At 47.3% G+C, this 13,959-nt stretch carries 14 protein-coding genes; 2 read left to right on the top strand and 12 right to left on the bottom strand.

Translation table 11 applies throughout. The annotated features are described in order from the left end of the window. Positions 1–45: 45 nt before the first annotated feature. Positions 46–216 (top strand): DUF1427 family protein, encoded by a 171-nt coding sequence (locus tag KD909_RS05790; RefSeq protein WP_012726630.1) that lies wholly within the window; start codon positions 46–48, stop codon positions 214–216. 36 nt (positions 217–252) lie between these two features. Here the strand turns inward: KD909_RS05790 and KD909_RS05785 are convergent, their stop codons facing one another. The 5 genes from KD909_RS05785 to KD909_RS05765 all read right to left on the bottom strand — a co-directional run bounded on the left by KD909_RS05785 (position 253) and on the right by KD909_RS05765 (position 5,905). Beyond that, positions 253–822 (bottom strand): hypothetical protein, encoded by a 570-nt coding sequence (locus KD909_RS05785; protein ID WP_211782642.1) that lies wholly within the window; start codon positions 820–822, stop codon positions 253–255. Between the two features lie 3 nt (positions 823–825). Next, the gene (locus KD909_RS05780; RefSeq protein ID WP_031423250.1) at positions 826–1,728 is read right to left on the bottom strand and encodes a deoxyribonuclease IV; all 903 of its coding nucleotides are present in this window, start codon (positions 1,726–1,728) and stop codon (positions 826–828) included. Between the two features lie 82 nt (positions 1,729–1,810). Beyond that, entirely contained in the window at positions 1,811–3,154 is a 1,344-nt protein-coding gene (locus tag KD909_RS05775; protein ID WP_012726633.1) for a DEAD/DEAH box helicase, read from the bottom strand. Positions 3,155–3,215: 61 nt separating this feature from the next. Then, complete coding sequence (locus tag KD909_RS05770) at positions 3,216–4,154, bottom strand: sugar ABC transporter substrate-binding protein (RefSeq protein ID WP_211782641.1); 939 nt, start codon at positions 4,152–4,154, stop codon at positions 3,216–3,218. Continuing rightward, positions 4,151–5,905 (bottom strand): sensor histidine kinase, encoded by a 1,755-nt coding sequence (locus KD909_RS05765; RefSeq protein ID WP_230237482.1) that lies wholly within the window; start codon positions 5,903–5,905, stop codon positions 4,151–4,153. The genes KD909_RS05770 and KD909_RS05765 overlap by 4 nt, the downstream gene beginning before the upstream one ends. Positions 5,906–6,034: 129 nt before the next feature. Between KD909_RS05765 and KD909_RS05760 the strand changes: the two genes are divergently transcribed. Beyond that, on the top strand, positions 6,035–6,988 hold the full coding sequence (locus KD909_RS05760; protein WP_012726636.1) for a 4-hydroxy-3-methylbut-2-enyl diphosphate reductase: 954 nt from the start codon (positions 6,035–6,037) through the stop codon (positions 6,986–6,988). Between the two features lie 42 nt (positions 6,989–7,030). Here the strand turns inward: KD909_RS05760 and KD909_RS05755 are convergent, their stop codons facing one another. The 7 genes from KD909_RS05755 to KD909_RS05725 all read right to left on the bottom strand — a co-directional run bounded on the left by KD909_RS05755 (position 7,031) and on the right by KD909_RS05725 (position 13,952). Then, positions 7,031–8,143 (bottom strand): Nif3-like dinuclear metal center hexameric protein, encoded by a 1,113-nt coding sequence (locus KD909_RS05755; RefSeq protein WP_211782639.1) that lies wholly within the window; start codon positions 8,141–8,143, stop codon positions 7,031–7,033. Continuing rightward, complete coding sequence (locus KD909_RS05750) at positions 8,143–8,859, bottom strand: tRNA (adenine(22)-N(1))-methyltransferase (RefSeq protein ID WP_211782638.1); 717 nt, start codon at positions 8,857–8,859, stop codon at positions 8,143–8,145. Before KD909_RS05750 ends, KD909_RS05755 begins: the two co-directional genes overlap by 1 nt. Before the next feature lie 95 nt (positions 8,860–8,954). After that, positions 8,955–9,293, bottom strand: a complete 339-nt coding sequence (gene cccA / locus KD909_RS05745) for a cytochrome c550 (RefSeq protein ID WP_012726639.1) — start codon at positions 9,291–9,293, stop codon at positions 8,955–8,957. 132 nt (positions 9,294–9,425) lie between these two features. Next, positions 9,426–10,520 (bottom strand): RNA polymerase sigma factor RpoD, encoded by a 1,095-nt coding sequence (rpoD, locus tag KD909_RS05740; RefSeq protein ID WP_012726640.1) that lies wholly within the window; start codon positions 10,518–10,520, stop codon positions 9,426–9,428. A gap of 35 nt (positions 10,521–10,555) precedes the next feature. After that, positions 10,556–12,367, bottom strand: coding sequence for a DNA primase (dnaG, locus tag KD909_RS05735; protein ID WP_211782637.1), 1,812 nt, complete (start codon positions 12,365–12,367; stop codon positions 10,556–10,558). A 126-nt stretch (positions 12,368–12,493) separates the two neighbouring features. Further along, entirely contained in the window at positions 12,494–13,336 is an 843-nt protein-coding gene (locus KD909_RS05730; protein ID WP_031423239.1) for a pyruvate, water dikinase regulatory protein, read from the bottom strand. Further along, the gene (locus KD909_RS05725) at positions 13,323–13,952 is read right to left on the bottom strand and encodes a transcriptional regulator CcpN (RefSeq protein WP_012726643.1); all 630 of its coding nucleotides are present in this window, start codon (positions 13,950–13,952) and stop codon (positions 13,323–13,325) included. Before KD909_RS05725 ends, KD909_RS05730 begins: the two co-directional genes overlap by 14 nt. Between the last annotated feature and the right edge of the window lie 7 nt (positions 13,953–13,959).

Below are 13,959 nucleotides of genomic sequence, written 5' to 3'. Positions count from 1 at the left end.
TCAGTTATTATGAAGCGCTTTCATTTAGAGACGGAGGAATTATTTATGCAGGAGATTTTATTATCATTACTCGCCGGCTTGATTTGTGGTGCCATCTTCACCGCACTCAAACTACCACTGCCTGCCCCACCGGTATTGCCAGGAGTTGTTGGGATTTTCGGGGTATTCCTCGGAATGAAGGTTTATCAATTTGCTGTAGCGAACTGGCCATTCTAATAAAAGATGCCCTCGAAAAAGGGCATCTTTTATTATTTAGTCTAATGTATGAATGGCTTTATGACAGGTCGGACAAACCCAGATGCCACGTTCCTCTGTCAAGTGATACTCAATCAAGTGATACGCCTCTTGCCCAAAGCGTTCAGCTAGGTCTTCATGACAGTTCGTACAAGTCGTCACGTTCGACTTTGGTGCTAAAAGTTTTTCTCGAAACAAGTGCGCCTCATATGACGCTTTCGTCCACTTAGACGATGGTACATGATAGCCGTCATTCCATTTTGTTCGAATTGACTCGTACGGTTCATCCCCCTCATACATTCCCACTTGCAAGAGCGGATGATGAAAATGAAGTTGTAACAGGTCGACCAAGGAATACAGCGCCACCCCTCCCGGACTCTCTCCGAGCCAATACGGATCGTCTGGTCGCTCAATCGTCTCTTCAAGTAACACCTCTGCTTCCGCCACGATGCCATGCCCCATCACTTCGATAAATGCTGTCGGTGTCGTCACGGACCCCTTTACATAAACCGGACTTTGTTCAAGAAAATAAGTCGGGAATGCGTTCCAGACATCATATCGCTTTGGATCGACCTGTAGGACGTTCATCGCTTATTGATGAGCGAGCGTGAATCGTTCACGCCACTCGGCATCAAATTGATTGGCACGGAACATTTCAATCTCTTGTTTATATGGAGCGACTTTTGTTTTTTCGCTAATCGGGATATATGGCGTTTCTAGAATTTTCGGTAGATGCGCAAATGCCTCGTGATGAATAATACGATTTAGCGTATCAAATCCAATCTCTCCGTAGCCAATGTTTTCATGACGGTCTTTTTTTGCACCGCGCACATTCTTCGAATCATTTACATGAATCACTCCGAGACGGTCGAGTCCGACGATGCGATCGAATTGTTCAATGACGCCGTCTAAGTCACCAACTAAGTCATATCCTGCATCATGGACGTGACACGTATCAAAGCAAACCGAGAGTCGATCATTGTGCGTCACGCCATCAATGATGGTCGCAAGTTCTTCAAACGTCTTACCAAGTTCGCTTCCCTTCCCTGCCATCGTCTCAAGCGCAATCTTTACTTGTTCGTCGCCAGTCAACACTTCATTCAATCCTTCGATGATTCGAGCGAGACCGACTTCTTCTCCGGCTCCGACATGCGCGCCTGGGTGAAGAACGACGTGACGAGCCACTTGGAGTGCTTCTGCCCGTTTTAATTCCTGAGTCAAGAATGAAACAGCCAATTCAAACGTCTCTGGTTTCGTCGTATTCCCGAGATTGATGATATATGGTGCGTGAACAACAATCTCTTCGATGTCATGTGCGGCCATATGTTTCAGTGCTGCCTCAATATTTAAATCTTCAATGGGTTTACGGCGTGTGTTTTGGGGCGCACCTGTATACACCATCATCGTATTCGCCCCGTAAGAGACTGCCTCTTCACTCCCTGCTAACAACATCTTTTTACCTGATACCGAAACGTGTGAACCTATTTTTAACATCCTCATCTTCCCTTCATTTGCTTCTCTCTTTAGTTTACACAAAAAGAAGAACCGACTCCAAGAAGTCGATTCTCTCAAAAAATTAACGTTTGTTTTTCTTACGTGCTGCACGACGATCCGAGCGTTGTTGTTGCATATGCTCGCGTGATGCCGTCTCTTTCAACTTATACTTGAATTTCTTCTTATAGCCAGGCTTCACTTTCTTCTTCGCCTTCTTGATTTCACCGGCCATGCGACTATGTGCCGTATGCGAGACTTTCATCTTCCGGTCTGTTTGACGACGACGACGTGTCTTGATCGGTTGAATCGAACCGTTGCGCAAGTCCACATGAGTGAATTCGAACCCACGTTCTTCAAGTCTGTTGATCGGTCCATTCTCATGGTCCTCATATAGTGTGTACGCCTCACCTGATGCGCCCGCACGTCCCGTACGACCGACACGGTGCGTATAGAAATCAAGGTCTTTCGGAATCCCATGGTTGATGACGTGAGAGACTCCTGAAATATCGATTCCGCGTGCCGCCAAGTCAGTGGCAATCACGTATTGGTATTTCGCGTCGTTAATATCTTTAATCGCTTGTTTGCGGCGACGTGCCTGCATATCTCCGTGCAATGTACCGACGTTTAGACCCGCTTCGCGGAATGACGTCTCCAACTCATCTGCCTCTTGTTTCGTATTGGTGAACACGAGACAAACGAACGGGTTGATTGCTTTCGCAATCTCGACAGTCAATTCTTTACGGTCACGGTGACGAACCGGGATCACGTGGTGCTTGATTTTTGGTGCGACGCGATGCTCGGGGCTCGCCTCTGCAAAGCGTGGGTCATGAAGGTATTTCTTCAAGAACGGTTCAAGGTTCTCAGGAATCGTCGCTGAGAAGACCATTGTTTGCAGTTTTTCAGGAAGCGCCTGTGCGATGCGGTCGACCTCCGGCAAGAATCCCATATCGAGCATTTGATCGGCTTCATCGACGACAAAGTGTGTCACTTTATGCGGGAATAACGCCTGTGCTTTCATGAGATCAAGGATTCGTCCCGGTGTCCCGATGATCAATTGTGGTGGATTTTTCATCTTATCGATTTGACGTTCGCGGTCTGTCCCTCCGACAATCAAACTCGATTTGATGTAATCTGGGTTTTTAATAAGAATCGATTTCAATTCTTCATGAATCTGCCAAGCGAGTTCGCGTGTCGGTGCGACGACGATTGCTTGAACTGAAGCATCTTCTGGGTTGATCGCTTCAACGATCGGTAACAAGAACGCAAGTGTTTTACCCGTTCCTGTCTGTGATTTTCCAATAATATCTCGACCATTCAAGGCAGCCGGAATAATCCGGGCTTGAATATCGGTCGGTTTTGTAATGCGCTTTTCTGTTAACGCATCAACCATAAACGGTAGCAATTTGAACTGTTGGAAGCTGTTCAATCGATACACCTCCTGTTTCTTTCCACTTTTCCTAGCATAGCGGAATCAAATGATTTGTCAATCAATCTTTTGCCACACCTTCATATAAATAACTCGATGAATAATAGTGTTTGGCAATTTTCTTTCCATTTAAATGTTGTTCGAGTGCTTTGAAGCCGACTTCCATCATCTCGTTCGGTGACTGCACGACAGTGGCATTGACCTTCCCGTTTTGAATGAGCGGATAGATATCTGAAATCCCGTCGACCGACACGATCGTCTTGTCCGTCAAACCGTGACTTTCTAAAGCCCGGACGACACCGAACGTATTATCATCGTTATGTGAAAAGACTGCATCAAACGGAATCTCTTCTTCTAACCAACGTGACATCTCGATTTCGGCTTGGAATGTGTCATAGTTCCCGGTGATGGATGCGATGATCTGAAAATCGTCGCCATGTTGCTTTTCGTACTCTCGAATGCCGAGACTCCGGTCCATCGTGGAACGAACTTTCGGGGTTCCCCTCACTTCGACCACGCGAATCGGACGATCGAGCTCATTATACTTGGCAGCAATTTGTTCGGCCGCCATCCTACCGATGTCGACATTGTCGGATACGACAGATGTGAGCACACTCGGATGATCAATCATACGGTCAATCGCAATAATCGGGATGTTTTTGCGTTTTGCGCGTTCTAATGAAGGTTGAATGAACGTGTCATCGAGAGTCGTCAAAAAGATAGCCTCGACACCCCGGTCAATCAACGAATCTAATTTTTCTTTTTCAAGGACACGCGAATCTTCACTCGTGGTCGGAATCGGGATGAACCCTTTTTGGTTTGCTGTATGCACGAACGAGTCCAGTAGTTTATTCGCATGTTCGTGTTTATCACTGACAAATACGAACCCTACTTCTTTTTCATTCGTCTTTTGCTCTGGGAGTTGAATCGAGGTGATAAGGAGAATCGTCATGGCCCACACGACCGGTAACCAAAGCCAATAATGTTTTAGTCCTTTCATGACGGTTGTCTCCTTGGGATTTTGATTAAAATCGCGGTCCCTTTGTTCATCACACTATCAATCTCCATCGCACCGTTAACGCTCTTCAAGTACTCTTGAATCATATAGATTCCTAGACCGTTTCCACTTTCCTTCGTCGTATTGAAGGCGGAACCGACTGTCTTGAGTTGTTCCTCACTCATGCCAATTCCGTTATCTTCAATCAAAAAGCGATATTCCTGCTCCGTAAAGAGTACCGTCACGACGACACTCCCGTCGGCGCCTTTTGATTCGACGGCATCGACCGCATTTTTGAAGAGGTTGTAGATAATTTGAACGAGCATATCAAAGGATGCATAAAATGGAGGCATGTCGTTCGGTACAAGTAACTCCCATTTTGTCGGTCGTTTGTAACATTCGGCATCCATTAAAAATTCAAGTCGTTTCGCAAAGTCTAACATGTTGATCCAATCTTCGTTTTTACCAGCCTGATCGGGTTTGGCGAGCGTCAGCATCGTTGAAATCAAATCATTCGCCCGCTCCAGTTCTTTGATGGCAACATCCACCATATCTGAACTACCTTGACCCTCGCGCACCATCTGCAACGTGATATGGACGGGAGTCAGAGGATTTCGAATTTCATGGGCAATCCCGGCGGCCAATTGACCGAGCGAGGCTAATTTTTCTTGATGCAAAATCAACTGTTGCTGACTCAACTGTTCACGTCGTGACGTTTCCATCCGCTGTGCATAATCGTTATACGTATCGAGTAGCGTCTCCACTTCTTTCGAACCCGTTCGTTCCAATGAAATCGTTCCGAGCGATTGTTGTTGTTTAATCTGGTTGACCAGCTCGACAAGCGGATTCGTCAACGTCCGTGAAAGCAACAATCCAACGAGAATGCTCAGGAAGAACGTGACGAGCGCAATCATCAAATACTGCCAACGCGTGTCGTAGACCGTTTCATAGACGGAGTCATTTTGATGTTTTGCGAGCATGCTCCATCCACTGACTCGTGCATCCGGTTCAAACATCACCGTATCTTCATCCGTACTCAAGATTGTCCGTTCGCTTCGATCTAATGCTTCGTCGATGACTTCACGCGATATCCGACGTTCCGCATCTGTGACCAAGTTGAACGAAGTCGTCAACACTTCGCCTTGCTCATCTAACAAGTATAGAATCATGTCATCATTCGCAGATTCCAACGAACGACGATACAAGTCAGAGTTCAAGACGCTAATGCTTCCCCCAAAAATACCGATTGGTCGATTTTCTTCGATGACCGGAACGTATAGGAAAGTTCCCATGTCCCCACTGATCATCACAGGGTCACTCATATATAGTTCTTTTCCACTGGCAGTCAATACTTCCGTGAACTTCGGATCCCGCTTCAGAACAGAAGAGGCGACTTGTCGCTCCGAGTACCATTTAAATGAGTCTTGATTGACATCATAATAAAAGATGGATGTAAAACTCGTGCGTTGATTCAAATATCCTGTTCGGATCCGTTCTTCGATCCATGGCTCATTTCCAACGTAAGCGCCTAAGTAAACTAAATCCTCATACAATTTCCCAAGTCGGGACTCCACATTCTCAATACTGTCATCGATGGCGTAATCAAATTGCTCTTTCGCCAATTCTTCTGCTCGAGACACCGTGACGCGGTCAGCAGAGAAGGCAAGTGATGAAATGACAAGTGCTAAAATAATGATGATGATGAACGTAATTTGGAAAAAGTACGATTTTCTTAGTTCACGCAATGGTTTCATGCGATTCACGGCGTCCCTCCTCTCTAACCTAAAAATTATAGCATGAATACACGCAAATCTTTTCGTATTTTCGAAACAATGTTAGACTAATACGTATGAAAGCACTTCGAAAGGAGCCTTCGTCTTCATATGAAAGTTAAAAAAATTAGCCCACGCGGATATTGTTATGGTGTCGTAGATGCCATGAAGCTCGCAAATGAGGCGGTCGCAAATCCTGATTTGCCACGCCCGATTCATATACTTGGAATGATTGTCCACAACCGTCACGTCACACAGGCGTTTGAGGATCTCGGTGTCAAAACCGTTGATGGAGAAGACCGCATGCAAGCGCTCGAAACCATCGATCGAGGAACAGTCGTCTTCACGGCGCACGGCATTTCACCACTCGTCCGGAAACGTGCCATCGAGAAAGGATTGACAATTGTAGATGCCTCTTGTCCTGACGTCTTGGTCACTCACGATTTGATTCGTGAGAAAACGGCAGAAGGATATGATGTCATCTATATCGGAAAACACGGGCATCCGGAACCGGAGGGTGCAATCGGGGTTGCACCAGACCATGTTCATTTGATTCAATATGAACATGAAATCGATCAGTTGCCGAGTCGCTTGTTCGAACGAAAAATTTTGGTGACGAACCAGACGACGATGAGTCAATGGGACGTTTCCGCATTAATTGAAACGATTCAAGCCCGTTATCCTCACGTGGAAGTGCATAATGAAATCTGTAACGCGACGCAAGTTCGTCAAGAAGCCGTCGCTGAACAAGCGGGAGACTGCGAATTGTTGATTGTCGTCGGAGATCCCAAATCCAACAACTCCAATCGTTTAGCACAAGTTTCAAAAGAGATTGCCGGAACGAATGCATATCGGATCGGTGACTTGAGTGAACTTGACTTGAATTGGCTTGAAGGCGTGGAGACCGTCGCAGTGACGTCGGGCGCCTCTACCCCGACACCGATCACAAAAAAAGTCATCGACTTTTTATCGCAATATGACCCAGACGACTTAAGCACGCACGATAAAACGCCATTTCTTGAACTTCGGAGTATCTTACCGAAAGTGAAAGCATTGCGTAAGTGAAGGAATCCCCCATTCTCTCAGAGGATGGGGGATTTTTAGGATTTACTTGAATTGAAACGGGTTCGTGTTGGCAACAGATTGAATCAAGTCGACATTGATTTTCGCTTTTTCAAACTTTTTGCTGAGCACATCGATTACACCTTGTTTCATGATACTCTCGACATGATGCCCTGGGTCTACGACTGCAAGCCCAAGCGCCATCGCATCATGAGCCACGTGGAAATATAAATCACCCGTCACATATGCATCTGCACCTTTGAAATGCGCAGTAGACACATATTTATTCCCGTCTCCACCTAATACGGCAACTTTTTCAATCGAACGCCTCGGGTCTCCGACGACTCGCACGCCCTCAACCCCAAAGCTTGTTTTCACGTGTTCGGCAAACTGTTCAAGTGTCATGGCCTGTTCAAGTCGACCGATTCGCCCTAGCCCAAATACATGACCCTCGATTTCATCGCGCATGAGGTCATACGCCACTTCCTCATATGGATGGGCGTCTTTCATTGCTTTTAGTACACGTTTCTTCTGACTCTCCCGAACGACCGTTTCGATTTTCACCTCGTCCACTTGTTCCGTTTCATGCGGGCGACCGATGAAGGGATCTGTCCCCTCGAGCGGAGTGAATTGCCCCGTTCCGGAAACACGGAACTGACAGTCCGCATAGTCACCAATATGTCCTGCACCCGCTTTTCCTAGAGCCCGGGATACGTCATGCGCATGCGTGGATGGAACGAATACACTTAGTTTATAGACCGGCTCCTCATAGGTCGGGACGAGTACTTTCGTATCTCGGAGACCAATCGCCTCACTCATCCAATCGTTCACACCACCGCTGCATACGTCTAAATTCGTATGAGCGACATAGACCGCGATATCGTGCTGAATACATTTCATCGTAATCTTCCCAGCCGTGGAACGGTCATTGACTTGAGCTAACGGACTAAAGATGGGCGGATGATGCGCGATAATCAAATCGATTTGTTTCTCAATCGCTTCATCCACAACCGATTCAAGTACATCAAGCGTGACCATGACCCGTTTGACTTCTTTGTTGAGCGATCCAATCTGCAAGCCGATTTTATCCCCTTCGACCGCCAAATGTTTAGGTGCAAATTCCTCAAACAATTGAATCACTTGATTGCCGTTCGCCATTACTGACTCACCTCTCTCATCTTGTCACGCATCCGTTTGAACTCCACTTGTTTTTGAATCAAGGCTTCCGATTGAATGCCAGCTGCCATCTGTCCAAGCACATAATCGAGCTTATCAGCTTCACGACTCCACTTGAGTTTAAATGGTTCTGGTCGCTCTTGAATGAGATATGGACCGAATAACAACTGCCACATCCGCTCGTCCGACTCGTCGCTATAAATGGACTCAGTACCTTTTTCTCCGACCAGGATTTCGTAAACCTTATCATTTTCTTCCACAATTGCCTCTTCGACAAGGACATATCCATGTTCAAGGAGCCAACTTCGTACGTGTTGCCCATCAACGTTCGGTTGAAGGACGAGCCGTTCGACCGCACCGAGCTTATCTTGACCCGCTTCGAGAATGGAGCGAATCAAACTGCCGCCCATCCCGCAGATCGAGATGCACGTCGCTTCATTGGGCTGTAAGACAGCAAGACCATCGCCAAGGCGTACATCAATGGCATCACCGGCCCCAATCAAATCGACTTGTGCCCTTGCAGCTTCCATCGGCCCAACGTTCACTTCACCCGCGATTCCTTTTGAAATGATTCCTTGCTGAAAGGCATAGCATGGGACATACGCATGATCCGAACCGATATCGGCGAGCACACTTCCTTTTGGGATATAATCGACGACCTGCTTCAATCGTCGGTCTAACATGACACGTTCTTGCATACAGACAACTCCTTTGTTCTACTTCTTCCCTAGCGTATCGAATTCTCCACAGTTCGACAACAAAAAACGCACCCCATCACGGAGTGCGTCACCTCTTATTGTTCAATCAACCAGTTCGCAAGCACTTCTGCTTCTTCAGCTGATGCAAGACCTGCTGGCATCGCACCTTGACCGTTGACGATGATGTTTGCGATTTCTTCTGGTGAAAGACGATCGCCGACACCTGTAAGTGCTGGACCGACGCCACCTTCAAGGTTTCCGCCGTGGCAACCTGTGCAACCCTTCGCAGCATACAACTCTTCTGGGTTCATTTCAGTGACTGCTGGACCTTCAGCCGCTTGTTGCGCCTGATTCACCCCAAAATACGATAATGATACCATGGCAATAATTGCGACGATTGCGATTGCCGCAAACGGTAACAATGGATTACGCATTGTAGTTCCCCCTCATGTTCATTCCAAATTTCTATCCAACACTATTTTACTCAAAAAATAATAAAGAAGGAAGGAAAATCACTCATTTTCCTTCCTTTCTTCTAAAACTTCACACTTTATTCAAATATTGAATTAATCGAGGAAGTCTTTCAAGCGTTTGGAACGACTCGGGTGACGCAATTTACGAAGGGCTTTCGCTTCGATTTGACGAATCCGCTCACGTGTGACACCGAATACTTTACCAACTTCTTCGAGTGTGCGTGTGCGGCCGTCATCTAAACCGAAACGAAGGCGAAGGACGTTCTCTTCACGGTCTGTCAACGTATCCAGAACGTCTTCTAATTGCTCTTTCAACAATTCATAGGCTGCCGCATCTTGAGGAGCCATCGCATCTTGGTCTTCGATGAAGTCACCGAGATGTGAATCGTCTTCTTCCCCGATCGGTGTTTCTAAAGAAACAGGTTCTTGGGCAATCTTTAAAATTTCACGGACTTTCTCAGGTGTGAGTTCCATCTCTTTGGCAATCTCTTCCGGAGAAGGTTCACGACCGAGGTCTTGAAGCAATTGACGTTGGACACGAATCAATTTGTTGATTGTTTCCACCATGTGTACAGGAATACGAATCGTACGGGCTTGGTCGGCAATCGCACGTGTGATCGCTTGACGAATCCACCACGTCGCATACGTCGAGAACTTGAACCCTTTCATGTAGTCGAATTTTTCGACCGCTTTGATGAGTCCCATGTTCCCTTCTTGAATCAAATCAAGGAAGAGCATCCCACGACCGACATAACGCTTCGCAATCGACACGACGAGACGTAGGTTCGCTTCTGCGAGACGTTTCTTCGCTTCCTCGTCCCCTTGCTCGATTCGTTTAGCGAGCTCTGTCTCATCTTTCGCACTGAGGAGATCGACTCGTCCGATTTCTTTCAAATACATCCGAACCGGGTCGTTGATTTTGATTCCGGGAGGTACTGATAAGTCGTTCAAATCGACTTCTTCATCCTCTTTTTTCGCAGGTGTTTCTTCTGCGTCCGCTGCATCTTCTGTGACACGGATGTCTTTAGCCTCTAAATCTTCGATGAAGTTATCGATGAAATCCGAATCCACCTCGAAGTGACTGAGGCGATCTTGGATTGCTTGCATTGAGACGACGCCTTTTTTCTTACCTAACTTTTCAAGTTCCTCTATGGCGTTAAATAAATCCTCTTTCTTCTTCTCTGCCATCTAGCAGTTCAACTCCTTCCAAACTTCATCCACGATCATCGTTCTCGAAGACGACGACTACGGGCAATCAATTCTTGTAGCTTGGACGCCTGGTCTACAATACTTTCGGCGTCTTGAGCGATTTCCCTTTTTGCACGCTCGATTTGACGTTGCTCCTCATAACTGTTTATGACCCGAATGTATTCGTCTAAAACATCTTCAGACAGTTCATCCGGTCCAGCCATCAGACGAATCTCTGCAAAGCGCATCGCATAATCAGGACGTTGATCGCAATAACGCTCCATGAACGGAAGCGTGACCTGATCAAACTCGTCCTGTGTCATCGTTTCGGACACGATTTCATACAATGCTGAACCTAACATACGATGGGTTTCATCTTGATAACGAAGCCCTAAACGGTCGCGTACGAAACGGACTTGCTCCGGCCCCGTCAACATCGCACGCAACAAGTACTTCTCGGCTTTCATCCAACGTGGCTCACCTGCTTTACTCGAGCGTTTTCGTACCGGCTCTACAGGTTCCATCGCGCGTGTGGGAGTTGATTCGCTTGACGTCGGACGAGGGATTCTCGAACGGAGCGTCTCTAGCGGGATCTCAAACTCATCCGATAATTTCTTCACATATAAATCTCTTCGAATCGAATCATTTGTCTTACCGATCTCTTCAAGCATAGATTCAATAAAGCGAATCCGTTCTCCTTCTCGGTTCAAGTTTTTTCCACGTCGGTACATACGATTCATAAAATCGAGAACACTCAACTGCTCAGTTTCAATAAACTGCTGCCAGTGAGTTGCCCCATGCTGACGGATATAATCATCTGGGTCCGTCTTTTCCGGTAGTGGCAAAACTTGGACATCGAGTGGAGACGCTTCTAAGAGGCGAATGACTTTTTGTGTCGCTTCTTGTCCCGCGTGGTCTCCGTCATAACAGATGATGACTTCTTCCACGATGCGGGATAGCGCCCTTGCGTGTTGAGGGGAGAACGCGGTCCCGAGCGATGCCACAACTTCTTGTGTGCCCGCTTGCGCGACTTGCAGGACGTCGACGTTCCCTTCAACGAGGAAGACACGTTTTTTCTTACGCATCGTCGCTCGGGCTTGGGAGAAACCGAACAACAACTCGCTCTTATTGAAGAGTGGCGTCTCAGCCGTATTCACATACTTGGGTTGTCGGTCGTCAATCGCTCGTCCACTGAAGCCAACGATGGTGCCGTCTCGATCCGCAATCGGAAAGACGACCCGTCCTTCAAATCGGTCAAAATATTCACCGGACTTCGACTTTGAGATCAAACCTGCCTCAACCATTACTTCTAAATCAAACCCGCGCCGCTCCAACAGCTCGACAGTAAAGCGTCGTTGGTCTGGGGCAAACCCGATCTTGTATTGCGCAATCGTCTCTTCAGCTAGGTCACGATTCCGTAAATACGTTAAGCCCACTTCTCCAGCCTCTGTTTTCATCAACACTTCATGATACAAGTCGGCGACAAGGCGATGCGCATCACGCATCTGTTTGCGCCATACCTGTTCACGCGTCAATTCCTCGTCTCCTTGAATGCCGTCTACTGAAATGTTCGCCCGTGTTGCCAAGCGTTCGACCGTCTCAGGAAACGACAATCCCTCGGTTTCCATCACGAACGTAAATACATTTCCGCCGGCGCCACAACCGAAACAGTGATACATCCCTTTTTCAGGCGAGACGGAGAAAGATGGTGAGTTTTCGGAATGAAACGGACATAATCCGACAAGGCGGTGTCCTTGTTTCTTTAGTTCGACACGTTCGCCAATCAATTCTACGATATCGGTCGCTTGTTTCACTTCTGCGATGACTTCATCTGGTATTCGTGGCATGTTGACCACTCCCTGTTTCCAATCTCGCAACGAAACGGAACGCTCATCACGTTCCGTTTCACTGTACTGTCAATACTCTATTATACCCTCTTGAAGCAATGATTACTAATTGAAACACTTACTCGTTCAATCATCTTTAGACTGTTCGAGATGACGCAAGATGATCCCTGCCGTTTCTTCAACTGCTTTGTTCGTCACATCGATGACATCGCAACCGATTCGTTCATAAATACCACGCGCATACTCGAGTTCACGATTGATTCGCTCGAGCTGCGCATAATCGGCTTCCGGCTTCAAACCGAGCGATTTGAGACGTTCCATCCGAATTGAAATCAGCTTTTCCGGAGAGATGATCAGCCCGACACATCGTTCAGCAGGCAAATCAAACAACTCCTCAGGCGGTCTCGATTCTGGAACGAGCGGCACGTTCGCGACTTTATATCGTTTCAGTGCCAAATATTGAGATAGCGGCGTCTTTGACGTTCGAGAAACACCGACCAACACGATATCGGCTTTTTTCAGCCCACGCGGGTCCCGACCATCGTCATACTTGACGGCAAACTCCATCGCCTCGATTTTTCGGAAGTAATCATCATCCAATCGATAGATGAGCCCTGGCTTTTCACGTGGCGCTTCTTTCAATTGACCAGATAACACATCGAGCAAATCTCCGAGCAAATCAACCGTCTTCACTTGATGTTCTTCACCGAGTCGCATGAGAAGGGCGCGATGTTCCTCATTAACGAGCGTGAACGCAATGATGGCCTGTTGTGCTTTCGCTTGCGTGACGACATCGATAATCGTCTGCTCATCTTCGACGAACGGGATGCGAAGGGTATCAATCGCATTCTCGTGGAATTGGATACTCGCTGCCCGGACGACGAGTTCGCATGTCTCCCCGACCGAGTCACTTACAACGAACACGAGTTGTTTCGTAGTCAATTCGGTTTCCTCCTCAGATCGACTCATCGTTCGCTAGCGCAATGAGCACCTTCGTCATATTGGTCTTCGTCATACGTCCGAGCACAATCAGTTTCCCATCCTTTTCTTCTACGACGGGCATGGCATCGATTTGTTTCTCGATCAATTTCATCCCAGCCCGAATCAACGTTTCTGTTTTCTCACATACCGTGATGTTCGGCATGCGGGTCATGATGACGTTGACGGGTAACTGGTCTAAGTCTTGATTTCCGATGGCCGCGCGCAGGAGGTCTTTGCGAGATAAAACTCCGACTAACTCCCGGTCACGCCCGACAACAAACAACGAGCCGACATCTTCTAAGAATAACGTGACGATCGCATCATATACCGTCATCTCATCCCGTACGACTTTCGCAGAAGACATGAAGTCCCCCACGGTCAGCGAATCTAATTTTTCTCGGAGCATCGACGAATTCCGTTTGCCAACGAACGTGTAGCCGACACGAGGTCTAGCTTCAAGTATTCCTGTCATCGTCAAAATGGCGAGGTCAGGCCGCAAGGTCGCACGTGTCAATGAGAGCTCTTGTGCGATTTGTTCCCCTGTGATCGGCCCGTTCTCCTTCACGATCTCGACGATTTTTTGTTGGCGTTCATTCAGTTGCATAGCCAAC

This window comes from Exiguobacterium sp. PFWT01, assembly GCF_018255795.1.
Taxonomy (GTDB): Bacteria; Bacillota; Bacilli; order Exiguobacteriales; family Exiguobacteriaceae; genus Exiguobacterium.
The sequence above is the reverse complement of the archived record's forward strand: the minus strand, read 5'-3'. Positions and strand labels throughout refer to the sequence as shown.